Origin of the sequence: Streptomyces sp. Ru71, from assembly GCF_002920535.1 — a bacterium.
Classification (GTDB): Bacteria; Actinomycetota; Actinomycetes; order Streptomycetales; family Streptomycetaceae; genus Streptomyces.
In genome coordinates this window covers 30,070-46,437 of sequence record NZ_PQSS01000042.1, presented here as the reverse complement: position 1 = coordinate 46,437, position 16,368 = coordinate 30,070, and the positions used below count along the sequence as shown (strand labels likewise).

Here is a 16,368-nt window from a genome sequence, read left to right as displayed (position 1 = left end):
ACCAGCCACGACGCGACCCGCAGACGCAAGACGCCCCGCACCCACCCCCACCGACAGCGCACCCCCACCCCGCAGCGCGCCTCCGTACAATCGATGCACTGTGTCTGACTCCCTCAACGCCCCCGAAGCCCCCCAGCCCGCCCCCTCCTCCGGTGAGCCGGTCCCGCATGTGCCCGGTGTGTCCGTGCGGCACAGCCGGGCCAAGGGGGAGCCGCGGTTTCCGGACGGGCCGAAGGCCGACCCCGCCGGTTCGCACTTCGAGCGCCGCATCCGCAGCTTCCAGCCGCGCCGCAGCCGGGTGACGGCCGGCCAGGCGGACGCCCTGCAGCGGCTGTGGCCCAAGTGGGGACTCGACATCGACGGGCAGCGCGTCATCGACCTCACGGAGCTGTTCGGCAACGACAACCCCGTCGTGCTGGAGATCGGGTTCGGCATGGGCGAGGCCACCGCGCAGATGGCCGCCGCCGACCCCGGCACCAACATCCTCGCCGTCGACGTGCACACCCCCGGCCAGGGCAACCTGCTCAACCTCGCCGACCACAACGGCCTGTCCAACGTCCGCGTCGGCAACGGCGACGCGATCATCCTGCTGCGCGAGATGCTCGCCCCGGACTCCCTCGACGGCCTGCGCGTCTACTTCCCCGACCCGTGGCCCAAGAAGCGGCACCACAAGCGCCGGCTGATCCAGCCGGAGTTCCTCACGCTCGCCGCGACCCGGCTGAAGCCCGGCGCGATCGTGCACTGCGCCACCGACTGGGAGCCGTACGCCGAAGTGATGCTGGAGGTGCTCAGCGCGCACCCCGACTTCGAGAACACCCAGCCGGACGGCGGTTTCGCGCCGCGCCCCGATTTCCGGCCGCTGACCCGTTTCGAGGGGCAGGGCCTGGACAAGGGGCACCTCGTGAACGATCTGCTCTTCCGCCGCGTACCGCACCGAGACCGAGCACAGCAGCGCACCCTCGAAGAACACCAAGATCCGCACTGACGCCGCCGTCGACATCGCGGGCGGCGCCCTCCCTCGTTAGGGTCAATGCCGTGGCCACGAGTCCCCCGTACCCGACGTACCCCAGCGGCCCCACCAGCGGTGCGATCCGCCATCCGCACTGGTGGCAGCGCAGGTGGGTGCGGTACGGCGCGCTCATCACGCTGCTCGCCCTGTCCGGCATGGTCATCCTCGCCCTGGTGCGCGAGCAGACCGGCACCGAGGGCTTCCTGGTCGGCCTGGGGCTCGCCGTGTTCCCCGTGCCGCTGCTCATAGCCGCCTTCCGCTGGCTGGACCGGGTCGAGCCCGGCCCCTGGCGGAACCTGGTGTTCGCCTTCTCCTGGGGCGCCTGTGCGGCGGCGCTGATAGCGATCGTCGCCAACAGCTTCGCGACGAAGTGGATAGCGACGACGACCGCCGACCCGTCCGGCGCGGACACCCTCGGGGCGACCGTGATAGCGCCGATCGTCGAGGAGTCGGCGAAGGCGGCCGCCGTCCTGCTGGTGTTCCTCTTCCGCAGACGTGACTTCACCGGGATCGTCGACGGGGTGGTGATAGCCGGGATCACCGCCACCGGCTTCGCGTTCACCGAGAACATCCTCTACCTCGGCACCGCCTTCGGCACCGACCAGCTCACCGGCGACCGCGGCATCGCCTCCGTCACCGCGGCGACCTTCTTCGTCCGCGTGATCATGTCGCCGTTCGCGCACCCGCTGTTCACCGTCCTGACCGGCATCGGCTTCGGCATCGCCGCGCTCGCCGGGGACCGCCAGCGCCTGCGCAGGGTCTTCCTGCCGCTGTGCGGGCTGCTGCTCGCGATGGGCATGCACGCCTTCTGGAACGGCTCCGCGTCCTTCGGCCCGTTCGGTTTCTTCGCGGTCTACGGCGCCTTCATGGTGCCCGCGTTCGGGCTGCTGACCTGGCTGGTGGTCTGGACCCGACAGCGTGAGCTGCGCACGGTGCGGGAGGAGCTGCCCGCGTACGTGGCCGCGGGCTGGCTGGCGCCCGCCGAGCCGTTCGCGCTGGGCTCGATGCGGGCACGGCGGCTGGCCCGCGAGTACGCCGGCCACCACCTGGGCAAGGCGGCCGCGAAGGAGGTCGCCCGGTACGAGGCGTACGCGACGTCCCTGGCGTTCCTGCGGCACCGGGGCCGCAGTGGCCGCGCCGGCGCCGACTTCGTCGTACGGGAGAGGGAGCTTCTCAACGAGCTGTGGCGGCGCCGGGAGCTGGCCCGCCCGGCCCTGGAGTACGGGGCGCGTGCGGCGGCGCCCCCGGTCCCGGTGATGCTTCCGTGGCCCGCGCACCCGTGGCACGCCCCGGCGACGGCGATGCCCCACCACACCCCTCATCCGGCCTATCCGGCGTACAACCCCTACCGGACGTAGCCGTCCCGCGAAAACCGGCGGGACGGCCGCCACCGGCAGCCGGCCGGACCGCTGCCGGACCGGTCAGGCAGACGCCTGCGTCAGCCGGTCCAGTTCCCGCTCCGTCAGGGTCAGGTCCGCCACGGCCAGCAGGTCCGGCAGCTGGTCCGGAGTACGCGCCGAGGCGATGGGGGCGATCACGGTGGGCTGGGCGGCGAGCCAGGCCAGGGCGACGGCGGCGACGGGCGCGTCGTGGGCCTGGGCGATCTCGTCCAGCGCGGTGAGGACCGCCCGGCCGCGCTCGGAGCGAAGGTGCTGGGCGGCGCCGCCGGCCCGCGGGCTGTCCACCGTCGTACCGGGGCGGTACTTGCCGGTGAGGAAGCCGGAGGCCAGCGCGTAGTACGGGACCGCGGCGAGGCCGGCCCGGGCGGCGAGGTCCTGGAGCTCGCCCTCGTAGGTGTCGCGGGAGACCAGGTTGTAGTGCGGCTGGAGCGCCACGTACCGGGCGAGGCCCTCGCGGTCGGAGAACTCCAGGGACGCGCGCAGGCGCTCGGCGGAGATGTTGGAGGCGGCGATGTGGCGGACCTTGCCGGCCTTCACCAGCTCGTCGAGCGCGCCGATGATCTCCTCGACCGGCACCTCGGGCTTGTCGAAGTGGGTGTAGTAGAGGTCGATGTGGTCGGTGCCCAGACGGCGCAGGGAGGCGTCGGCGGCGGCCTTGATGTTCTCGGCGCTCAGGCCCTGGTACTCGGGGTGCTGGCTGACCTTGGTGGCGATGACGACGTCGTCGCGGTTGCCCCGGGCCCTGAGCCAGTTGCCGATGATCGTCTCGGACTCCCCGCCCTGGTTGCCCTCCACCCAGGCGGAGTAGGAGTCGGCGGTGTCGACGAAGTTGCCGCCGGCGGCGGTGTAGGCGTCGAGGACGGCGAAGGAGGTCGTCTCGTCGGCGGTCCAGCCGAAGACGTTGCCGCCGAGGGCGAGCGGGAAGACCTCGATGCCGGACGTGCCGAGCTTGCGCAGTGCAGTCATGCTCCGTGTCAACGACCGGAGGGGATCGACCCATTCCGCACGCAAACCAACACCGTGCAAACACCGACCGGCAGCCCTGACGTCGGGGGGTTGCCGTCAGGACCGCCGGGGATCTGGGAGCGCGGTGTCAGGGGGTGAGGCCCTTGTCGCGCAGCCACGCCATCGGGTCGATGCCGGAGGCCTGGCCGTCGGGGTGGACCTCCAGGTGCAGGTGCGGCCCGGTGACGTTGCCCGTGGCGCCGACGCGGCCGATGACGTCACCGGTGGCGACCTTCTGCCCGACGCTGACGCTGATCGACGACTGGTGGCAGAACCACAGCTCGGTGCCGTCGTCGAGGGTGAGGATCGTGCGGTAGCCGTAGGAGCCGGCCCAGCCCGCCTCGGTGATCGTGCCGCTGTGCACGGCCTTGATCAGTGTGCCGGTGGGGGCGGCGAAGTCGAGGCCGGTGTGGTAGCCGGAGGACCACATGGAGCCGGCCTGCATGAAGGTGGAGGTGATCGTGTACGAGGAGGTCGGCAGCGTGTACTGCTTGGCGAGGGCGGCCAGGCGCTCGGCCTCGGCCTTCTGCTTCGCCTCCTCCTCCGCCTTCTCCTTGGCGGCGGCGGCCTTGGCGGCGGCCTCCTTCTCGGCCTGCGCTGCGGCGTCGGCGGCCTGCTTGGCGAGGGCGGCCTCGGTGGCGGCCTGCGCCTTGGCGTCGACCTGGACCTGCTGCGACTCGGCCTGGGCCATGATGCGGTTGCGCAGTGCCTCCCCGGCGTCGCCGGTGCCCTGCTCGGTGTCGGCGGAGCCGACGGCGATGTCGCTGAGCGGGGTGGCGGAGCCCTGGGGCTCGGTCTCCTCGTGGTCGGGGAGCAGGGAGCCGACCGAGGGCAGGTCCGGCATGGAGATGGACACCGGCGGCTTGCCGGTCTGCGCGCTGGCCATGCCGCCCGCGCCGACGGCGGCGATGACGCCGACGCCGAGGACGGTGGAGCTGCGGGCGAGTCCGCCGCGCTGCTTGGCGACGCGGTGCCGGCCGCGGACGGGGCGGACGGAGTCCTCGGTGGGGTTCCACTCCTCCCACGGGCCCTCGTCGGTGCGGTGGCCGCCGTAGACGAAGGTCTCGGGGCCCTGCTGACTCGGCACGAACGGGGCTGTCGGGGCAGGCCGGTTGGACGCCACGCGGGCGTACTCCTTTCCTTCCGTTCGCCTACCGGGTTAGCTGACGGGTTCGGAGCAGGAAGGTCTCCTACGCGCGTATACCGCTCGTCACTCGACGGCGGCTTCCGCGTGATTCACCCCAAGGTGGTGGTTCCCCGGTTCCCTACGGGATTCGGCGCGTGAGCACGGAGCCGCCTCTTGTGACGGCTGGGACGACCGCGCTGCGTTATCGAACGTTAATAGACTTGGCGGCCGGATTCCAAGCCGTTCCACTTGATCATTAACATTTCCGGCCCGGACTTACATGGCACGACCGGTGCAAAGCGGGCGAGTTGACCGCCCCTCAGCCGTCACGTCCAAAACCCGGTTTTGGTGATGGTGTGTCAATTGTTATGCACAGGGCGGTCGTCCCCTCACACACGGTGACCTTCACGGCGTACGGCGAGCAGCGCCATGTCGTCCGCCATGCCGCCCCCGGAGTGCCTGCGGACGTCCTCGGCGACCTCGGCGAGCAGGGCGGCGGGGGTGTCGACAACCCGGCCGGCCAGCCGCGCCTCGACGTCGTAGAAACGCCCGTGGCGGTCGCGGCTCTCGGACAGGCCGTCGGTGTACAGCAGCAGCGTGGCCCCGGCGGGGAAGGCGGCCTCGTCGGCGCGGCCGGGCCACGGGCCCAGCTCGCCCATGCCGAGCGGCAGCGCGTGCTCGGCGGGCAGCAGCATGCGCAGGGTGCCGTCGGCGTGCAGCAGGACGGGCGGCGGGTGACCGCGGTTGAGGACGCGGGCGACGCCGTCGCCGTGCGGGAGTTCGGCGAGGACGGCGGTGGTGAACCCCTCGAACGCGTCGAGCCCGTCGCGCCGGGCGCCCTCCCGGGCCAGCGCGCGCTCCAGCCGCTGGGCGAGGGCCTCCAGGTCGGCCTCCTGCTCGGCGGCCTCCCGGAACGCCCCGATCACCACGGCGACGGCGGCCACCGCGCCCATGCCCTTGCCGCGCACGTCGCCGACGATCAGCCGCACGCCGTACGGGCTGTCCTGGACGGCGTACAGGTCGCCGCCGATGAAGGCGTCGGCGCGGGCGGCCTCGTAGCAGGCGGCGATCCGGAAGGCGCCGATCCGCTCGGCGGGTTCGGGCAGGACGGCGCGCTGGGCGGCCTCGGCGATCTCCCGCGCGGAGGCGAGCTGCTCGCTGTGACGGCGCACGAGGGCGTTGATGAGGACGGCGAGGACGGCGACCGTGGCGACGGTGGCCAGCTCGGTCACGGCGTCGGTGTCCCCGACGATGCCTAGGGCGACGTGCAGCGCGAGGACGACGGCGACGGTCGCGAGCCCGGTGAGCACGGTGCCGCGGCGGCTGTAGAGCGGGGCGGCGACCAGGGGCGCGGCGGTGAAGAAGGGCGCCGCGGTGAAGTCGGACGGGGTGCCGTAGTCGTACAGGGCACCGGCGGTGATCAGCAGCACCGGCAGGATCCGTACGAAGGCCCGCGCGAGGGAGATCCGCCGCCCCTCCTCGGGCCGCGGCACGGTCTCGCCCCCGAAGCCGAGTCCCAGACCGGGACTGGGCAGGGAGCGCGGCACCGGCTCCGGCACCGGGCCGGGGCGCGGCACGGGGGCATCGGCGACGCGCTCGCCGGCGCCCGAGCACGCCCCCGCGGCATGGCCGGGGACGGAGACGCCGGGTCCGGGGTACGGTCCGTCGTCCGTCCCGTCTGAAGGCCGCACCGCTCGTCTCCCACCGTCCCTGTGTGCCGTCGTCCCGCCCGTCCAGGTTTTCCGGTGCGGGGGTGGGCGGCGAGCGGTGAGGGCCGACCGGATGAACCCGGGCCGGCAACGGAGGACAACAAACCGAGGGCCGGGAACCTCATGGTTCCCGGCCCTCGGCCTTCAGTAGCGGGGACAGGATTTGAACCTGCGACCTCTGGGTTATGAGCCCAGCGAGCTACCGAGCTGCTCCACCCCGCGTCGTTGTGACTCCAGTGTACGGCATCCGCGGGGCGGCCCACGACCACGTTTCCGCACGGGGCCGTCGCACCCCCTCGCGCGCTCAGCCCACGCCGCGTTCCGCGAGGTCGGCGAGCGGCAGCGTGTGCTGGGTCTGCAGGACCTTGGCGCGCAGGTAGCGGACGTTGTGCGGGGTGGGGAAGACGCCGGTCGGGACCCGGTCGCGGACGTCGATCCCGAGGGCGCGCAGCTGGCCGGCCTTGTCGGGGTTGTTGGACAGCAGATCCAGCGCGCCGATCCCGAGGGCGGTGAGCATCTGCGCGGCGGCCGTGTAGTCGCGGGCGTCCTCGGGCAGGCCGAGGGCGGCGTTGGCCGCGTAGGTGTCCAGGCCCCGGTCCTGGAGGGCGTAGGCGTCGAGCTTGTTGTACAGCCCGATGCCGCGCCCCTCCTGGCGCAGATACAGCAGGACGCCGCCCCGGTCGGCGATGCGTTCGACGGCTTCGCGCAGCTGGGGGCCGCAGTCGCAGCGGGCGGAGCCGAAGACGTCGCCGGTCAGGCACTCGGAGTGGAGGCGGACGAGCGGCACCTCGCCCGGGTCGCCGAGGACGACGGCCACGTGCTCCTGGCCGTCGGCGAGGCCGTGGAAGGTGACCAGTTCGGCGTCGGCGCGGTAGCCGTCGGCGAAGTGCAGCGGAACCCGGACGCGGGCGCGCGGCGTGGCGGCGGGGACAACGGGGGTGTCGGCCATGCGGTTTTCTCCGGGTTCCGTTCCTCACGTCTGCTTCAGATTTGAAGCAGTAACCCCGGACCCTACTCCTGCTTGAAATTTGAAGCAATGCGGCACACGGACCCCCGCCGGAGATGAGCAGGCCCGGAAGCGATGTGACGCGCCTCACGAACAGGGCGGCGTGGAGCGCCTGCGCCAGGGAACGTCCTCGGCGGCCGCCCCCTGCAGCGCCCGCGCGATGGCGGCGCTGATCTCCTCCAGCTGCCCCACCTGCTCGGGGCCGAGGTGGTCGAACAGCGCGGTCCGTACGGTCTCGACATGGCCGGGAGCCGCGCGCTCCACGTGGGCCAGTCCGTCGTCCGTCAGCACGGCGATGCTGCCGCGCCTGTCCGAGGGACAGCTCTCGCGGACCACGAGCCCGTCCTTCTCCAGCCGGGTCACCGCATACGTCAGCCGGCTGCGGGTGATCTTCAGCGCCTCGGCGAGATCGGTCATCCGCAGCCGCCGCCGCGGCGCCTCGGACAGGGTGGCCAGGACGGAGTAGTACAGATGCGGCATGCCGGCGTCCTGCTGGAGCTGCCGGTCCAGCGCGTCCTCCAGGAGATGCGTGGCGGCGAGATAGGCACGCCACGCACGCTGCTCCTCGGGGGTGAGCCAGCGGGTCGTCATGCCTCCAGTGTAGGTTTGTTTCAAACTTGAACCAAGCTGGGCCGCGGACCCGCGCCCGCACGAGCCGTGCCCGCACAATGGGCCCAGCCAGCCCGCCCACTCACCCGCCGGGGAGCGCGTCGATGCCCCACCCGTACGTCCTGCTGTCCGCGGCCGTCTCCCTCGACGGCTACCTGGACGACACCGGCCCCGAGCGCCTGCTGCTGTCCAGCCCCACCGACTTCGACCGGGTCGATGAAGTACGGGCGTCCGCCGACGCGATCCTCATCGGCGCCGGCACCCTGCGCGCCGACAACCCGCGGCTGCTGGTGAACTCACCGCGCCGGCGGGCGGCACGGGTGGCGGCCGGGAAGCCGGAATACCCCCTGAAGGTCATGGTCTCCGCCTCCGGTGACCTCGACCCGGCGGCGAACTTCTGGCACACGGGCGGCGAGAAGATCCTCTACACGACCCTCCAGGGCGCCGAGCGGGCAAGCCGGGCCGGCCTCACCGCGGACATCGTCCCCCTCGGCCACCGGCTCGACTGGCCCGCCCTCCTCGACCACCTGCACGACAGCCGGGGCGTACGGAGCCTGATGGTCGAAGGCGGCGGCACGATCCACACCCAGCTGCTCCAGCGGCAACTGGCCGACGAACTCCAGCTGGTCCTGTCCCCCCTCCTCGTCGGCGACCCGAAGGCCCCCCGCCTCTTCGGCCCCGGCCCCTACCAGCGAGGCCGGCTGCGCCTGCTGGAGACACGGCAGCTGGGCGACGTCGTCCTGATGCGCTACGTGCCCACCGCCCCCGGCGCCGGCCCGCACACCGCCCCGGCCGACCGCCACTGGCTGGACCTCGCCTGCGAACTGGCCACCCGGTGCCCGCCCTCCGACACCGCCTTCAGCGTCGGCGCGGTGGTCGTCGCCGCCGACGGCACGGAACTGGCCCGCGGCCACTCCCGCGAGGCCGGCGACCCGACGGTCCACGCCGAGGAAGCGGCCCTCGCCAAGATCCCCGCCGACGACCCCCGCCTGCCCACCGCCACCGTCTACAGCAGCCTGGAGCCCTGCGCCCGCCGCGCCTCCCGCCCCCACCCCTGCGCCCGGCTGATCCTGCGGGCGGGCGTACGCCGGGTGGTGACGGCCTGGCGGGAACCGGACACGTTCGTCACGCAGGCCGACGGAAGCGGGGTGCTGGCGGCCGGCGGCGCCGACGTCGTGGTCCTGCCGGAGTACGAAACGGCCGCGAAGGAACCCAACCGGCATCTGCTCGGCTGACGGCACCCGGTCAAGGCGAGAGCCCCGCCCGGGAAGCGATCCCGGCCGGGGCTCTGGTGCGTAGGCCCTGTGGGACTCGAACCCACAACCAATGGATTAAAAGTCCACTGCTCTGCCAATTGAGCTAAGGGCCCAGGCGATGTTGCCTCCCCGAGCATAGCCGGACGAGGCCGCGTCGCCGATCGGGTATCGGTGACCCGGCCGCGTCGGAGTGCCGGACCCTGCCGCAAGTGTCAGGGATCGACCATTTCGACGGCCCCCGCACGCGCCGCCTCACGCGCCCGGGTGCGGGCGTGATGGGGGTCGAGGAACCAGTGGCGGGCCGAGGCCAGCCACCAGGCCGCCGCGAAGCCGAGGACGACGAGGACGGCGACCGGGGCGTAGTTGAAGGTCTCCCAGGTGACCGGCGACACCTGCGGCAGCATGAACAGCACCGTGATCACACCGACCCAGGTCACCGAGACCACCCCGACCGCCCGCGACCAGCGGCCCAGATGCCACGGCCCCCGCTCGAAGTCGTCGCCCCGCCCCAGCCGCAGCAGCGTCGGGATCACATAGGCGATGTACAGACCGATCACCGCGATCGACGTCACCGCCGCGTACGCCGTGACATTGATCAGATACGGCAGGCCCAGCGCCAGCGCCCCGCCCGTCGCCAGCCACACCGCGGCGACCGGCGTACGGGTGCGCGGGCTGACGGTGTGCCAGACGCGCGAGTACGGCAGGGCGCCGTCGCGCGAGAACGCGTAGATCATGCGGCTGTTGGCGGTCACCGACGCCATCCCGCAGAACAGCTGCGCGCCGATCACCACGAGCAACAGCAGCTTGCCCGCCGTCGCACCGAGCGCGTCGAGCAGGATCTGCGCGGGCGGGGCGCCGGTCGCGGACGTGCGCGCACCGTCGTACGACTGGATCGCGAAGGTGAAACCCAGCAGCAGGACGAAGCCCGCCAGCCACGACGTCCAGATCGACCGGACGATGCCCCGCGGTCCCGCCGTCGACGCGTCGCGCGTCTCCTCCGTCATGTGCGCGGAGGCGTCGTAGCCGGTGAAGGTGTACTGGGCCATCAGCAGCCCGAGCAGCACGACGTACACGCCGCTGCCCCAGCCGGTGTGGTTGACGAACCGTCCGAAGACGAACGACGCCGACTGGTGGTGGTCGGGCACGAACGCCAGCGCGCCGACGATCACCGCCACGCCGAGCACGTGCCACCACACGCTGACGCTGTTGAGGACGGCGACGATGCGCACCCCGAACGTGTTCAGCAGACCGTGCAGCAGCAGGATCGCCGCGAAGAGCAGGACCGTACAGCCCGGGGTGACCGCGAAGCCGAACTGCAGGTTCAGGTAGGCGCCCAGGAAGGACGCGGCGCCGAAGTCGATGCCGGCGGTCACCGCGACCTGCCCGAGGACGTTGAACCAGCCCGTGAACCACGCCCACGCGGCCGCCGACCGCGGCGGCGCCAGACGGTGCGCCCAGAAGTACAGGCCCGCCGAGGTCGGGTACGCCGAGCAGATCTCGGCCATCGACAGGCCGACGAACAGCGTCATCAGGCCGACGGCCACCCAGCCCCAGGTGATCACGGCGGGCCCGCCGGTGTTCATGCCGAACAGGTACAGCGTCAGGCAGCCCGACAGCACCGAGATGATCGTGAAGGAGACCGCGTAGTTGGCGAACCCCGACATACGGCGGGCGAGCGTCTGCGTGTAACCGAGCTGGGCCAGGCGTTCCTCGTCCGACACCCCGCCCGGTGAGCCGTTTGTTGTCATGCCCCCAGCGATTCCCCTGACAGTGCTGTGGCATGCGTCACATGGAGAGGTGGGGAGGGAAAGGAAAGGGAAAGGCCCGCACGACCGAAGTCGTGCGGGCCTCGCGCTCAGTTCTGCGCCGGATCAGCCGTTGCGCTTCCAGCGCGGCTTGTCCTCGCGGCGGCCGAAGGAGCCACCACGGTGGTCGTCACGGCGACCGTAGGGGCGCTCGTGGCCGCCGGTGCGGAAGCCCGGGCGGTCGTCGCGGCGGTCACGGTTGAACGGGCGGTCACCGGCACGGTGCCCACCACGCTCGTCCCGGCGGAACCCGCCACGGTCGTCGCGGCGCTCGAAGGAACGGCCACCACGGTCGCGGTCGAACGGACGACGCTCGTCCCGGCGGTCGTCGCGACGGTCGTCGCGGCGGAAGCCACCACGGTCGCCCCGCTCGCCCCGCTCGCCGTCGCGGCGCTCGAAGGAACGCCCGCCACGGTCACGGTCGAACGGACGACGCTCGTCCCGGCGGTCGTCGCGGCGGAAACCGCCACGGTCGCCGCGCTCACCGCGCTCGCCGTCCCGGCGGTCGAAGCCGCGCTCACGGTCCCGGCGGTCGGAGGGACGACGGTCCTCACGGTCGAAGGAACGCCGCTCGTCACGGTCGTACGACCGACGCTCGTCCCGGCGGTCGTCCCGACGGAACCCACCGCGGTCGCCCCGGTCACCACGGTCGTCGCGGCGCTCCCGGCGCTCGTACGACGACGAAGCCGCCGGACGCTCCTCACGCTCGGCCCGGTCCACGTCCTGCGCACCCGGCTGCTCCGGCACCGACACCTCGGCCACCGCCTGCGCCGCGGCCTCCACAGCCGCCTCCGGGTCCTCGCCCCGCTCCCGGGCCACCCGGGCCACCAGCCGGTCCGCCTCCTCGCGCAGCTCCGCCGCACGCCGCTGGGCGCGCTCCAGCTCACGGGTGAGCTGAGCCACCTCACGCTCGGCCTGCGAAGCCGCCTTGCCCGCGGACTCGGCCTGGACCTCCGTCATCGAACGGGCGCCGGTGATCTCGGCGACCTCCGGGTCGAAGGAGGCACCGCCCTGGATGATGTGACGCGCGGCATCCACACCGGCGTCCTCCATCAGGCGGAAGATCTGACGCCGCTGGTGCGGCAGGGACAGCGAGACGACCGTGCCCGTACGGCCCGCACGCGCGGTACGGCCCGCGCGGTGCAGGTAGTCCTTGTGATCGCCGGCCGGGTCCACGTTCAGCACCAGGTCGATGCCGTCGACGTGGATACCGCGAGCGGCGACGTCCGTGGCGACCAGGACGTTGACATACCCGTCCTTGAAGTCGGCCAGCGTCCGGGTGCGGGCACCCTGCGTCATACCGCCGTGCAGCGCGTCCGCCTTCACACCGGAGTCGCGCAGCTGCTCGGCCACACGGTCCGCGCCCAGCTGGGTGCGCACGAAGATGATGGTGCGGCCCTTGCGGGAAGCGATCGCCGCGGTGACCGGCGCCTTGTCCTTCGGCTTCACGATCAGGATGTGGTGCGACATGGTCGTCACCGCGCCCTGGGCCGCGTCCACCTCGTGCAGGACCGGCTCGGTCAGGTAGCGGTCGACCAGGGTCTTGATCTCGTTCTCCATCGTGGCGGAGAACAGCATCCGCTGACCGCCCGCCGGCACCTGGTCCAGCAGCTCGGTCACCTCGGGCAGGAAGCCCAGGTCCGACATCTGGTCGGCCTCGTCGAGGACGGCGATCTCCACGTCCTCCAGCGAGCAGGCGCCGCGGTTGATGATGTCGCGCAGCCGGCCCGGAGTGGCGACCAGGATGTCGACGCCCTTCTCCAGGGCGTAGATCTGGTTGCCCATCGACGTACCGCCGCAGACGACCTTCATCCGCAGGCCCACGACGTCGCCGTACGGCTGCAGCGCGTCCGCCACCTGCATGGCCAGCTCACGGGTCGGGGTGAGGATGATCGCGCGCGGGCGCTTCTTCTCGGTGCGGCCGCCGGCCAGACGGGCCAGGGTCGGCAGACCGAACGACAGGGTCTTGCCGGAGCCGGTGCGGCCACGGCCCAGGATGTCCTTGCCGGCCAGGGCGTCCGGGATGGTCGCGGCCTGGATCGGGAAGGGGGTGGTCACGCCGTTCTGCGCGAGCTTGCGCACGACGCCCTCGGGCAGACCGAGGCCGGCGAAGGTGATCTCAGGGGCGTCCTCGGAGCTGTTCTCCTCGGACACGACGACGTGATCAGTACTGGCAATGGACATGCGAATGCGAAACCTTCCGGAGTCTCGTCGGCACGCGCCCGTCAACTCCGTGATTCGCACACGACCGCCTCGATGCGGTCCGCCACGGCAAGGGAGAGTACGCGCCACACGGCGCGCTTCTGCGTTGGCGCCGGGCAAATGGGATCAAACGATCTACCACCATACGCACCTCACACCCCTGAAGGCAAACCGCGCCAATGAGCCGCTGCTCACACCGGCTCCCCGGCCTCCGGCGCCGGCTCCCGCTGCATCAACTGTGGAGCCGTCTCCTCATGCGCCGACGACGACGGCTGCGGAGTCGGCGGCTCCGAGGACGCCGGCGGCTGCGACGGCTCCGGCGACGGCTCCGCCGGCGGCGTCGAGTGCACGGCGGACGGCTGCGCACTGGGCGACGACGGCTCGGACGGCTGCTCGGGCCGCGGCGCCACCGACGGCCCACCGCTCACCCGCGGCACGGACGACACACCGGGCACCGACACCGAAGGACTCGCCTGCGCGCTCGCACCCGCCCCGCCCTTGGCATCACCATGCCCATGAGCGTCCCGCCCGCCCCCACCCTCCCCACCGACCCCCGGCACCGCCATACCCCCGTCGGGCCCCTCACCGCCCCGCGACCCCGCCGAATGCGACGGCCTCGCCCCGCCGCCGTCCTCGTCCCCCACGCTCATACAGCCGGCGGCCGCGGCCACGGCCATCACCGCGGCGGCCAAGCGGACGGGTACGTACAAGCGGCGCACGGAAGCCACCTCCGGGATGAGGGAGAGTCAACCTGCCCAACTCCCGCCGCCCACAAGAGGACACGCCCCGCCACGGCCCGGCGCGCGCACCCGCCTATCCGTACCCCAGCGCGTGCAACCGGGCGTCGTCGATCCCGAAATGATGCGCGACCTCGTGCACCACCGTGATCTCGACCTCCTCGACGACCTCCTCACGACTCCCGCAGAACCGCAGCGTCGGCCCCCGGAACACGGTGATCCGATCCGGCAGCACCCCCGCGTACCACTCCCCACGCTCCGTCAACGGCGTGCCCTCGTACAGCCCGAGCAGCTCGGGATCACCCGCCGGCGGCTCGTCCTCCACGAACACCGCGACGTTGTCCATCAGCCGCGTCAGCTCCGGCGGAATCCGGTCCAACGCCTCGGCGACCAGTTCCTCGAACTCCTCGCGCGTCATCTCCAGCACACCGCCATTGTCCGCCACGACACCCGCGTACGGCCGTCACAAGCCGCCGCATATCCACCCCCGCACCTGGGCATACGGGACCAATGGCCCGCGTCCCCGTCGCAACCCGGCACGCCCGCACAGCATGGAAGGCCCGGAAGATCCGGAAGGCACCCCGCACGACCGCCGACCCCGCCCCCACCCTCACCGACGAGCCCTCCCCCTGGCTCCGCGCCTGCGGCCTCATCACCGTCGTCCTCATCGGCGCCTGGCTCGGCCTGCTCGTCGTCGGCGACGTCCGGACACCCGTCGGCCCCATGGACACGACCATGACGCTGCGCCCCTCCCTCACCGGCGGCACGAAGATCAACGTCTCCCCGCTCGGCGCCCTCCACCTCGACAGCCACCACGCCCCCGTCCGCCTCGACGTCAACGTCGACCAACTCGACCCCGACCGCGCCCAGGCCCTCGTCGACCACCCCGAACGCATCTCCGGCCTCCAGGACGAAGTCACCCGCGACGTCGAACACGGCACCCTCGACCTCGCCCTGCGCTCCGGCGTCGCCGTCGTCACCGGCGCCACCGCCCTCGGCCTCGCCGTCTACCGCCGCCCCCGCCGCGCCCTCACCGCCGGCGGCCTCGCCCTCACCCTCCTGGCCGCCTCCGGAGTGACCGCGTACGCCACCTGGAACCCCAAGTCCGTCCTCGAACCCAAGTTCTCCGGCCTGCTCTCCTCGGCCCCCTCCCTGGTGGGCAACGCCCGCAGCATCGTCACGGAGTTCGACGTCTACCAGAAGGAACTCGCCCGCCTGGTCACCAACGTCACCAAGCTCTACGACGTCACCTCCACGCTCCCCGCCTTCCAGCCGGACCCCACCACGATCCGCGTCCTGCACGTCTCCGACATCCACCTCAACCCGGCGAGCTGGAAGATCATCGGCTCGCTCGTCGAGCAGTACAAGGCCGACGTGATCGTCGACTCCGGCGACACCATGGACCACGGCACCGCCGCCGAGAACGGCTTCCTCGACCCCATCCCCGACCTGGGCGCCCCCTACATCTGGGTCCGCGGCAACCACGACTCCGCGACCACCCAGCGCTACCTCGAACACCTGAAGAACGTCCACGTCCTGGACGACGGCCGCGCCGTCACGGTCGCCGGACTGCGCTTCGCCGGCATCGGCGACCCCCAGTACACCCCCGACCGCTCCGTCCAGCCCGGCGGAGACGCGGCCGAGGAACTGGCCGGCGCCCGCCTCGCCTCCGCGCTGCGCGACCAGAAGGCCCAGGGCACGCCGGTCGACATCGCCATCGCCCACGAACCGGTCGCCGCCCGCCAGACGGACGGCGAGGTCCCGCTGGCCCTGGCCGGCCACATCCACCACGAAGCGACCGAGATCCTCCGCTACGGCACCCGGCTGCGCGTCGAGGGCTCCACGGGCGGCAGCGGCCTGCGCGCGGTGGAGGGCAAGCACCCCGACCCGATCGAGGCCTCGATCCTCTACCTGGACCGCGACACTCACCGCCTGCAGGCCTGGGACGAGATCGAACTGGGCGGCCTGGGCCTGACGACAGCGGAGGTGAGCCGCCACCTCCCGAAGGACAACCAGCCAGGCGCGACACCCACCCCGCAGTCTCCCTCACCCACGACCCCGCCGTCCCGGTCGGGCCCGTCGCCCACCCGCCCCTGAAACCGTTTTGGCGATACCCCCCGCCATCCCATATGCTTCTCACGTCCCCGACGCGCTGAGAAGCGCCCAGGCGGGCCGATAGCCCTCATCGTCTAGCGGCCTAGGACGCCGCCCTTTCAAGGCGGTAGCACGGGTTCGAATCCCGTTGGGGGCACGCAGTATCGTGTGCGACACTGTCCTAGGCGTCAGCCGAAGACAAGCGCAGACACCACTTGGTCCTGTGGAGCAGTTTGGAGTGCTCGCCACCCTGTCAAGGTGGAGGCCGCGGGTTCAAATCCCGTCAGGACCGCCAAGGCTTTACAAAAGGCCTTGACGGCTGGGTAGCTCAGTTGGTACGAGCGATCGCCTGAAAAGCGATAGGTCGCCGGTTCGACCCCGGCCCCAGCCACAGCAAAGGCCCCGATCCC

Annotated in this window: 12 protein-coding genes, 5 tRNA genes and 1 riboswitch; of the genes, 7 read left to right on the top strand and 10 right to left on the bottom strand. The window is 72.0% G+C overall.

The features are described from left to right. Positions 1-100 precede the first annotated feature (100 nt). Positions 101-985 carry a tRNA (guanosine(46)-N7)-methyltransferase TrmB gene (trmB, locus tag C3489_RS23515; RefSeq protein ID WP_103784020.1) on the top strand — a complete coding sequence of 295 codons (885 nt, stop codon included), beginning with the start codon at positions 101-103 and terminating at the stop codon, positions 983-985. A gap of 50 nt (positions 986-1,035) precedes the next feature. Beyond that, entirely contained in the window at positions 1,036-2,367 is a 1,332-nt protein-coding gene (locus C3489_RS23510) for a PrsW family intramembrane metalloprotease (protein ID WP_103784019.1), read from the top strand. Between the two features lie 63 nt (positions 2,368-2,430). On the opposite strand, the gene C3489_RS23505 is transcribed toward C3489_RS23510, so the two are convergent. The 6 genes from C3489_RS23505 to C3489_RS23480 form a co-directional block, all read right to left on the bottom strand. After that, positions 2,431-3,375, bottom strand: a complete 945-nt coding sequence (locus tag C3489_RS23505) for an aldo/keto reductase (RefSeq protein ID WP_103784018.1) — start codon at positions 3,373-3,375, stop codon at positions 2,431-2,433. A gap of 127 nt (positions 3,376-3,502) precedes the next feature. Next, complete coding sequence (locus tag C3489_RS23500) at positions 3,503-4,537, bottom strand: M23 family metallopeptidase (protein ID WP_103784017.1); 1,035 nt, start codon at positions 4,535-4,537, stop codon at positions 3,503-3,505. Positions 4,538-4,548: 11 nt separating this feature from the next. Then, positions 4,549-4,704, bottom strand: a riboswitch (cyclic di-AMP (ydaO/yuaA leader). A 225-nt stretch (positions 4,705-4,929) separates the two neighbouring features. Continuing rightward, entirely contained in the window at positions 4,930-6,060 is a 1,131-nt protein-coding gene (locus tag C3489_RS23495; protein ID WP_374936769.1) for a PP2C family protein-serine/threonine phosphatase, read from the bottom strand. Between the two features lie 337 nt (positions 6,061-6,397). Then, positions 6,398-6,471: transfer RNA gene (locus C3489_RS23490), tRNA-Met, on the bottom strand. Between the two features lie 82 nt (positions 6,472-6,553). Beyond that, the gene (ribA, locus tag C3489_RS23485; RefSeq protein ID WP_103784015.1) at positions 6,554-7,198 is read right to left on the bottom strand and encodes a GTP cyclohydrolase II; all 645 of its coding nucleotides are present in this window, start codon (positions 7,196-7,198) and stop codon (positions 6,554-6,556) included. A gap of 144 nt (positions 7,199-7,342) precedes the next feature. Further along, positions 7,343-7,846, bottom strand: coding sequence for a MarR family winged helix-turn-helix transcriptional regulator (locus C3489_RS23480; protein ID WP_103784014.1), 504 nt, complete (start codon positions 7,844-7,846; stop codon positions 7,343-7,345). 122 nt (positions 7,847-7,968) lie between these two features. Between C3489_RS23480 and C3489_RS23475 the strand changes: the two genes are divergently transcribed. Beyond that, positions 7,969-9,099, top strand: a complete 1,131-nt coding sequence (locus C3489_RS23475) for a dihydrofolate reductase family protein (protein ID WP_103784013.1) — start codon at positions 7,969-7,971, stop codon at positions 9,097-9,099. A gap of 61 nt (positions 9,100-9,160) precedes the next feature. Here C3489_RS23475 and C3489_RS23470 read toward each other — a convergent pair. The 4 genes from C3489_RS23470 to C3489_RS23450 all read right to left on the bottom strand — a co-directional run bounded on the left by C3489_RS23470 (position 9,161) and on the right by C3489_RS23450 (position 14,291). Continuing rightward, positions 9,161-9,233 (bottom strand) — tRNA-Lys (locus C3489_RS23470). Positions 9,234-9,332: 99 nt separating this feature from the next. After that, a complete protein-coding gene (locus C3489_RS23465) occupies positions 9,333-10,868 on the bottom strand; it encodes an amino acid permease (protein ID WP_103784012.1) in 1,536 nt (511 codons plus the stop codon). A gap of 123 nt (positions 10,869-10,991) precedes the next feature. Then, complete coding sequence (locus tag C3489_RS23460; protein ID WP_103784011.1) at positions 10,992-13,109, bottom strand: DEAD/DEAH box helicase; 2,118 nt, start codon at positions 13,107-13,109, stop codon at positions 10,992-10,994. 831 nt (positions 13,110-13,940) lie between these two features. Continuing rightward, complete coding sequence (locus C3489_RS23450) at positions 13,941-14,291, bottom strand: metallopeptidase family protein (protein WP_103784010.1); 351 nt, start codon at positions 14,289-14,291, stop codon at positions 13,941-13,943. Positions 14,292-14,374: 83 nt separating this feature from the next. On the opposite strand from C3489_RS23450, the gene C3489_RS23445 reads away from it, so the two are divergent. The 4 genes from C3489_RS23445 (at position 14,375) to C3489_RS23430 (ending at position 16,349) form a co-directional block, all read left to right on the top strand. After that, a complete protein-coding gene (locus C3489_RS23445; protein WP_103784009.1) occupies positions 14,375-15,961 on the top strand; it encodes a metallophosphoesterase in 1,587 nt (528 codons plus the stop codon). Positions 15,962-16,042: 81 nt separating this feature from the next. Then, positions 16,043-16,115: transfer RNA gene (locus C3489_RS23440), tRNA-Glu, on the top strand. A 60-nt stretch (positions 16,116-16,175) separates the two neighbouring features. Continuing rightward, positions 16,176-16,253, top strand: a tRNA-Asp gene (locus C3489_RS23435). Positions 16,254-16,275: 22 nt separating this feature from the next. Next, positions 16,276-16,349, top strand: a tRNA-Phe gene (locus C3489_RS23430). The last annotated feature ends 19 nt before the right edge of the window (positions 16,350-16,368 follow it).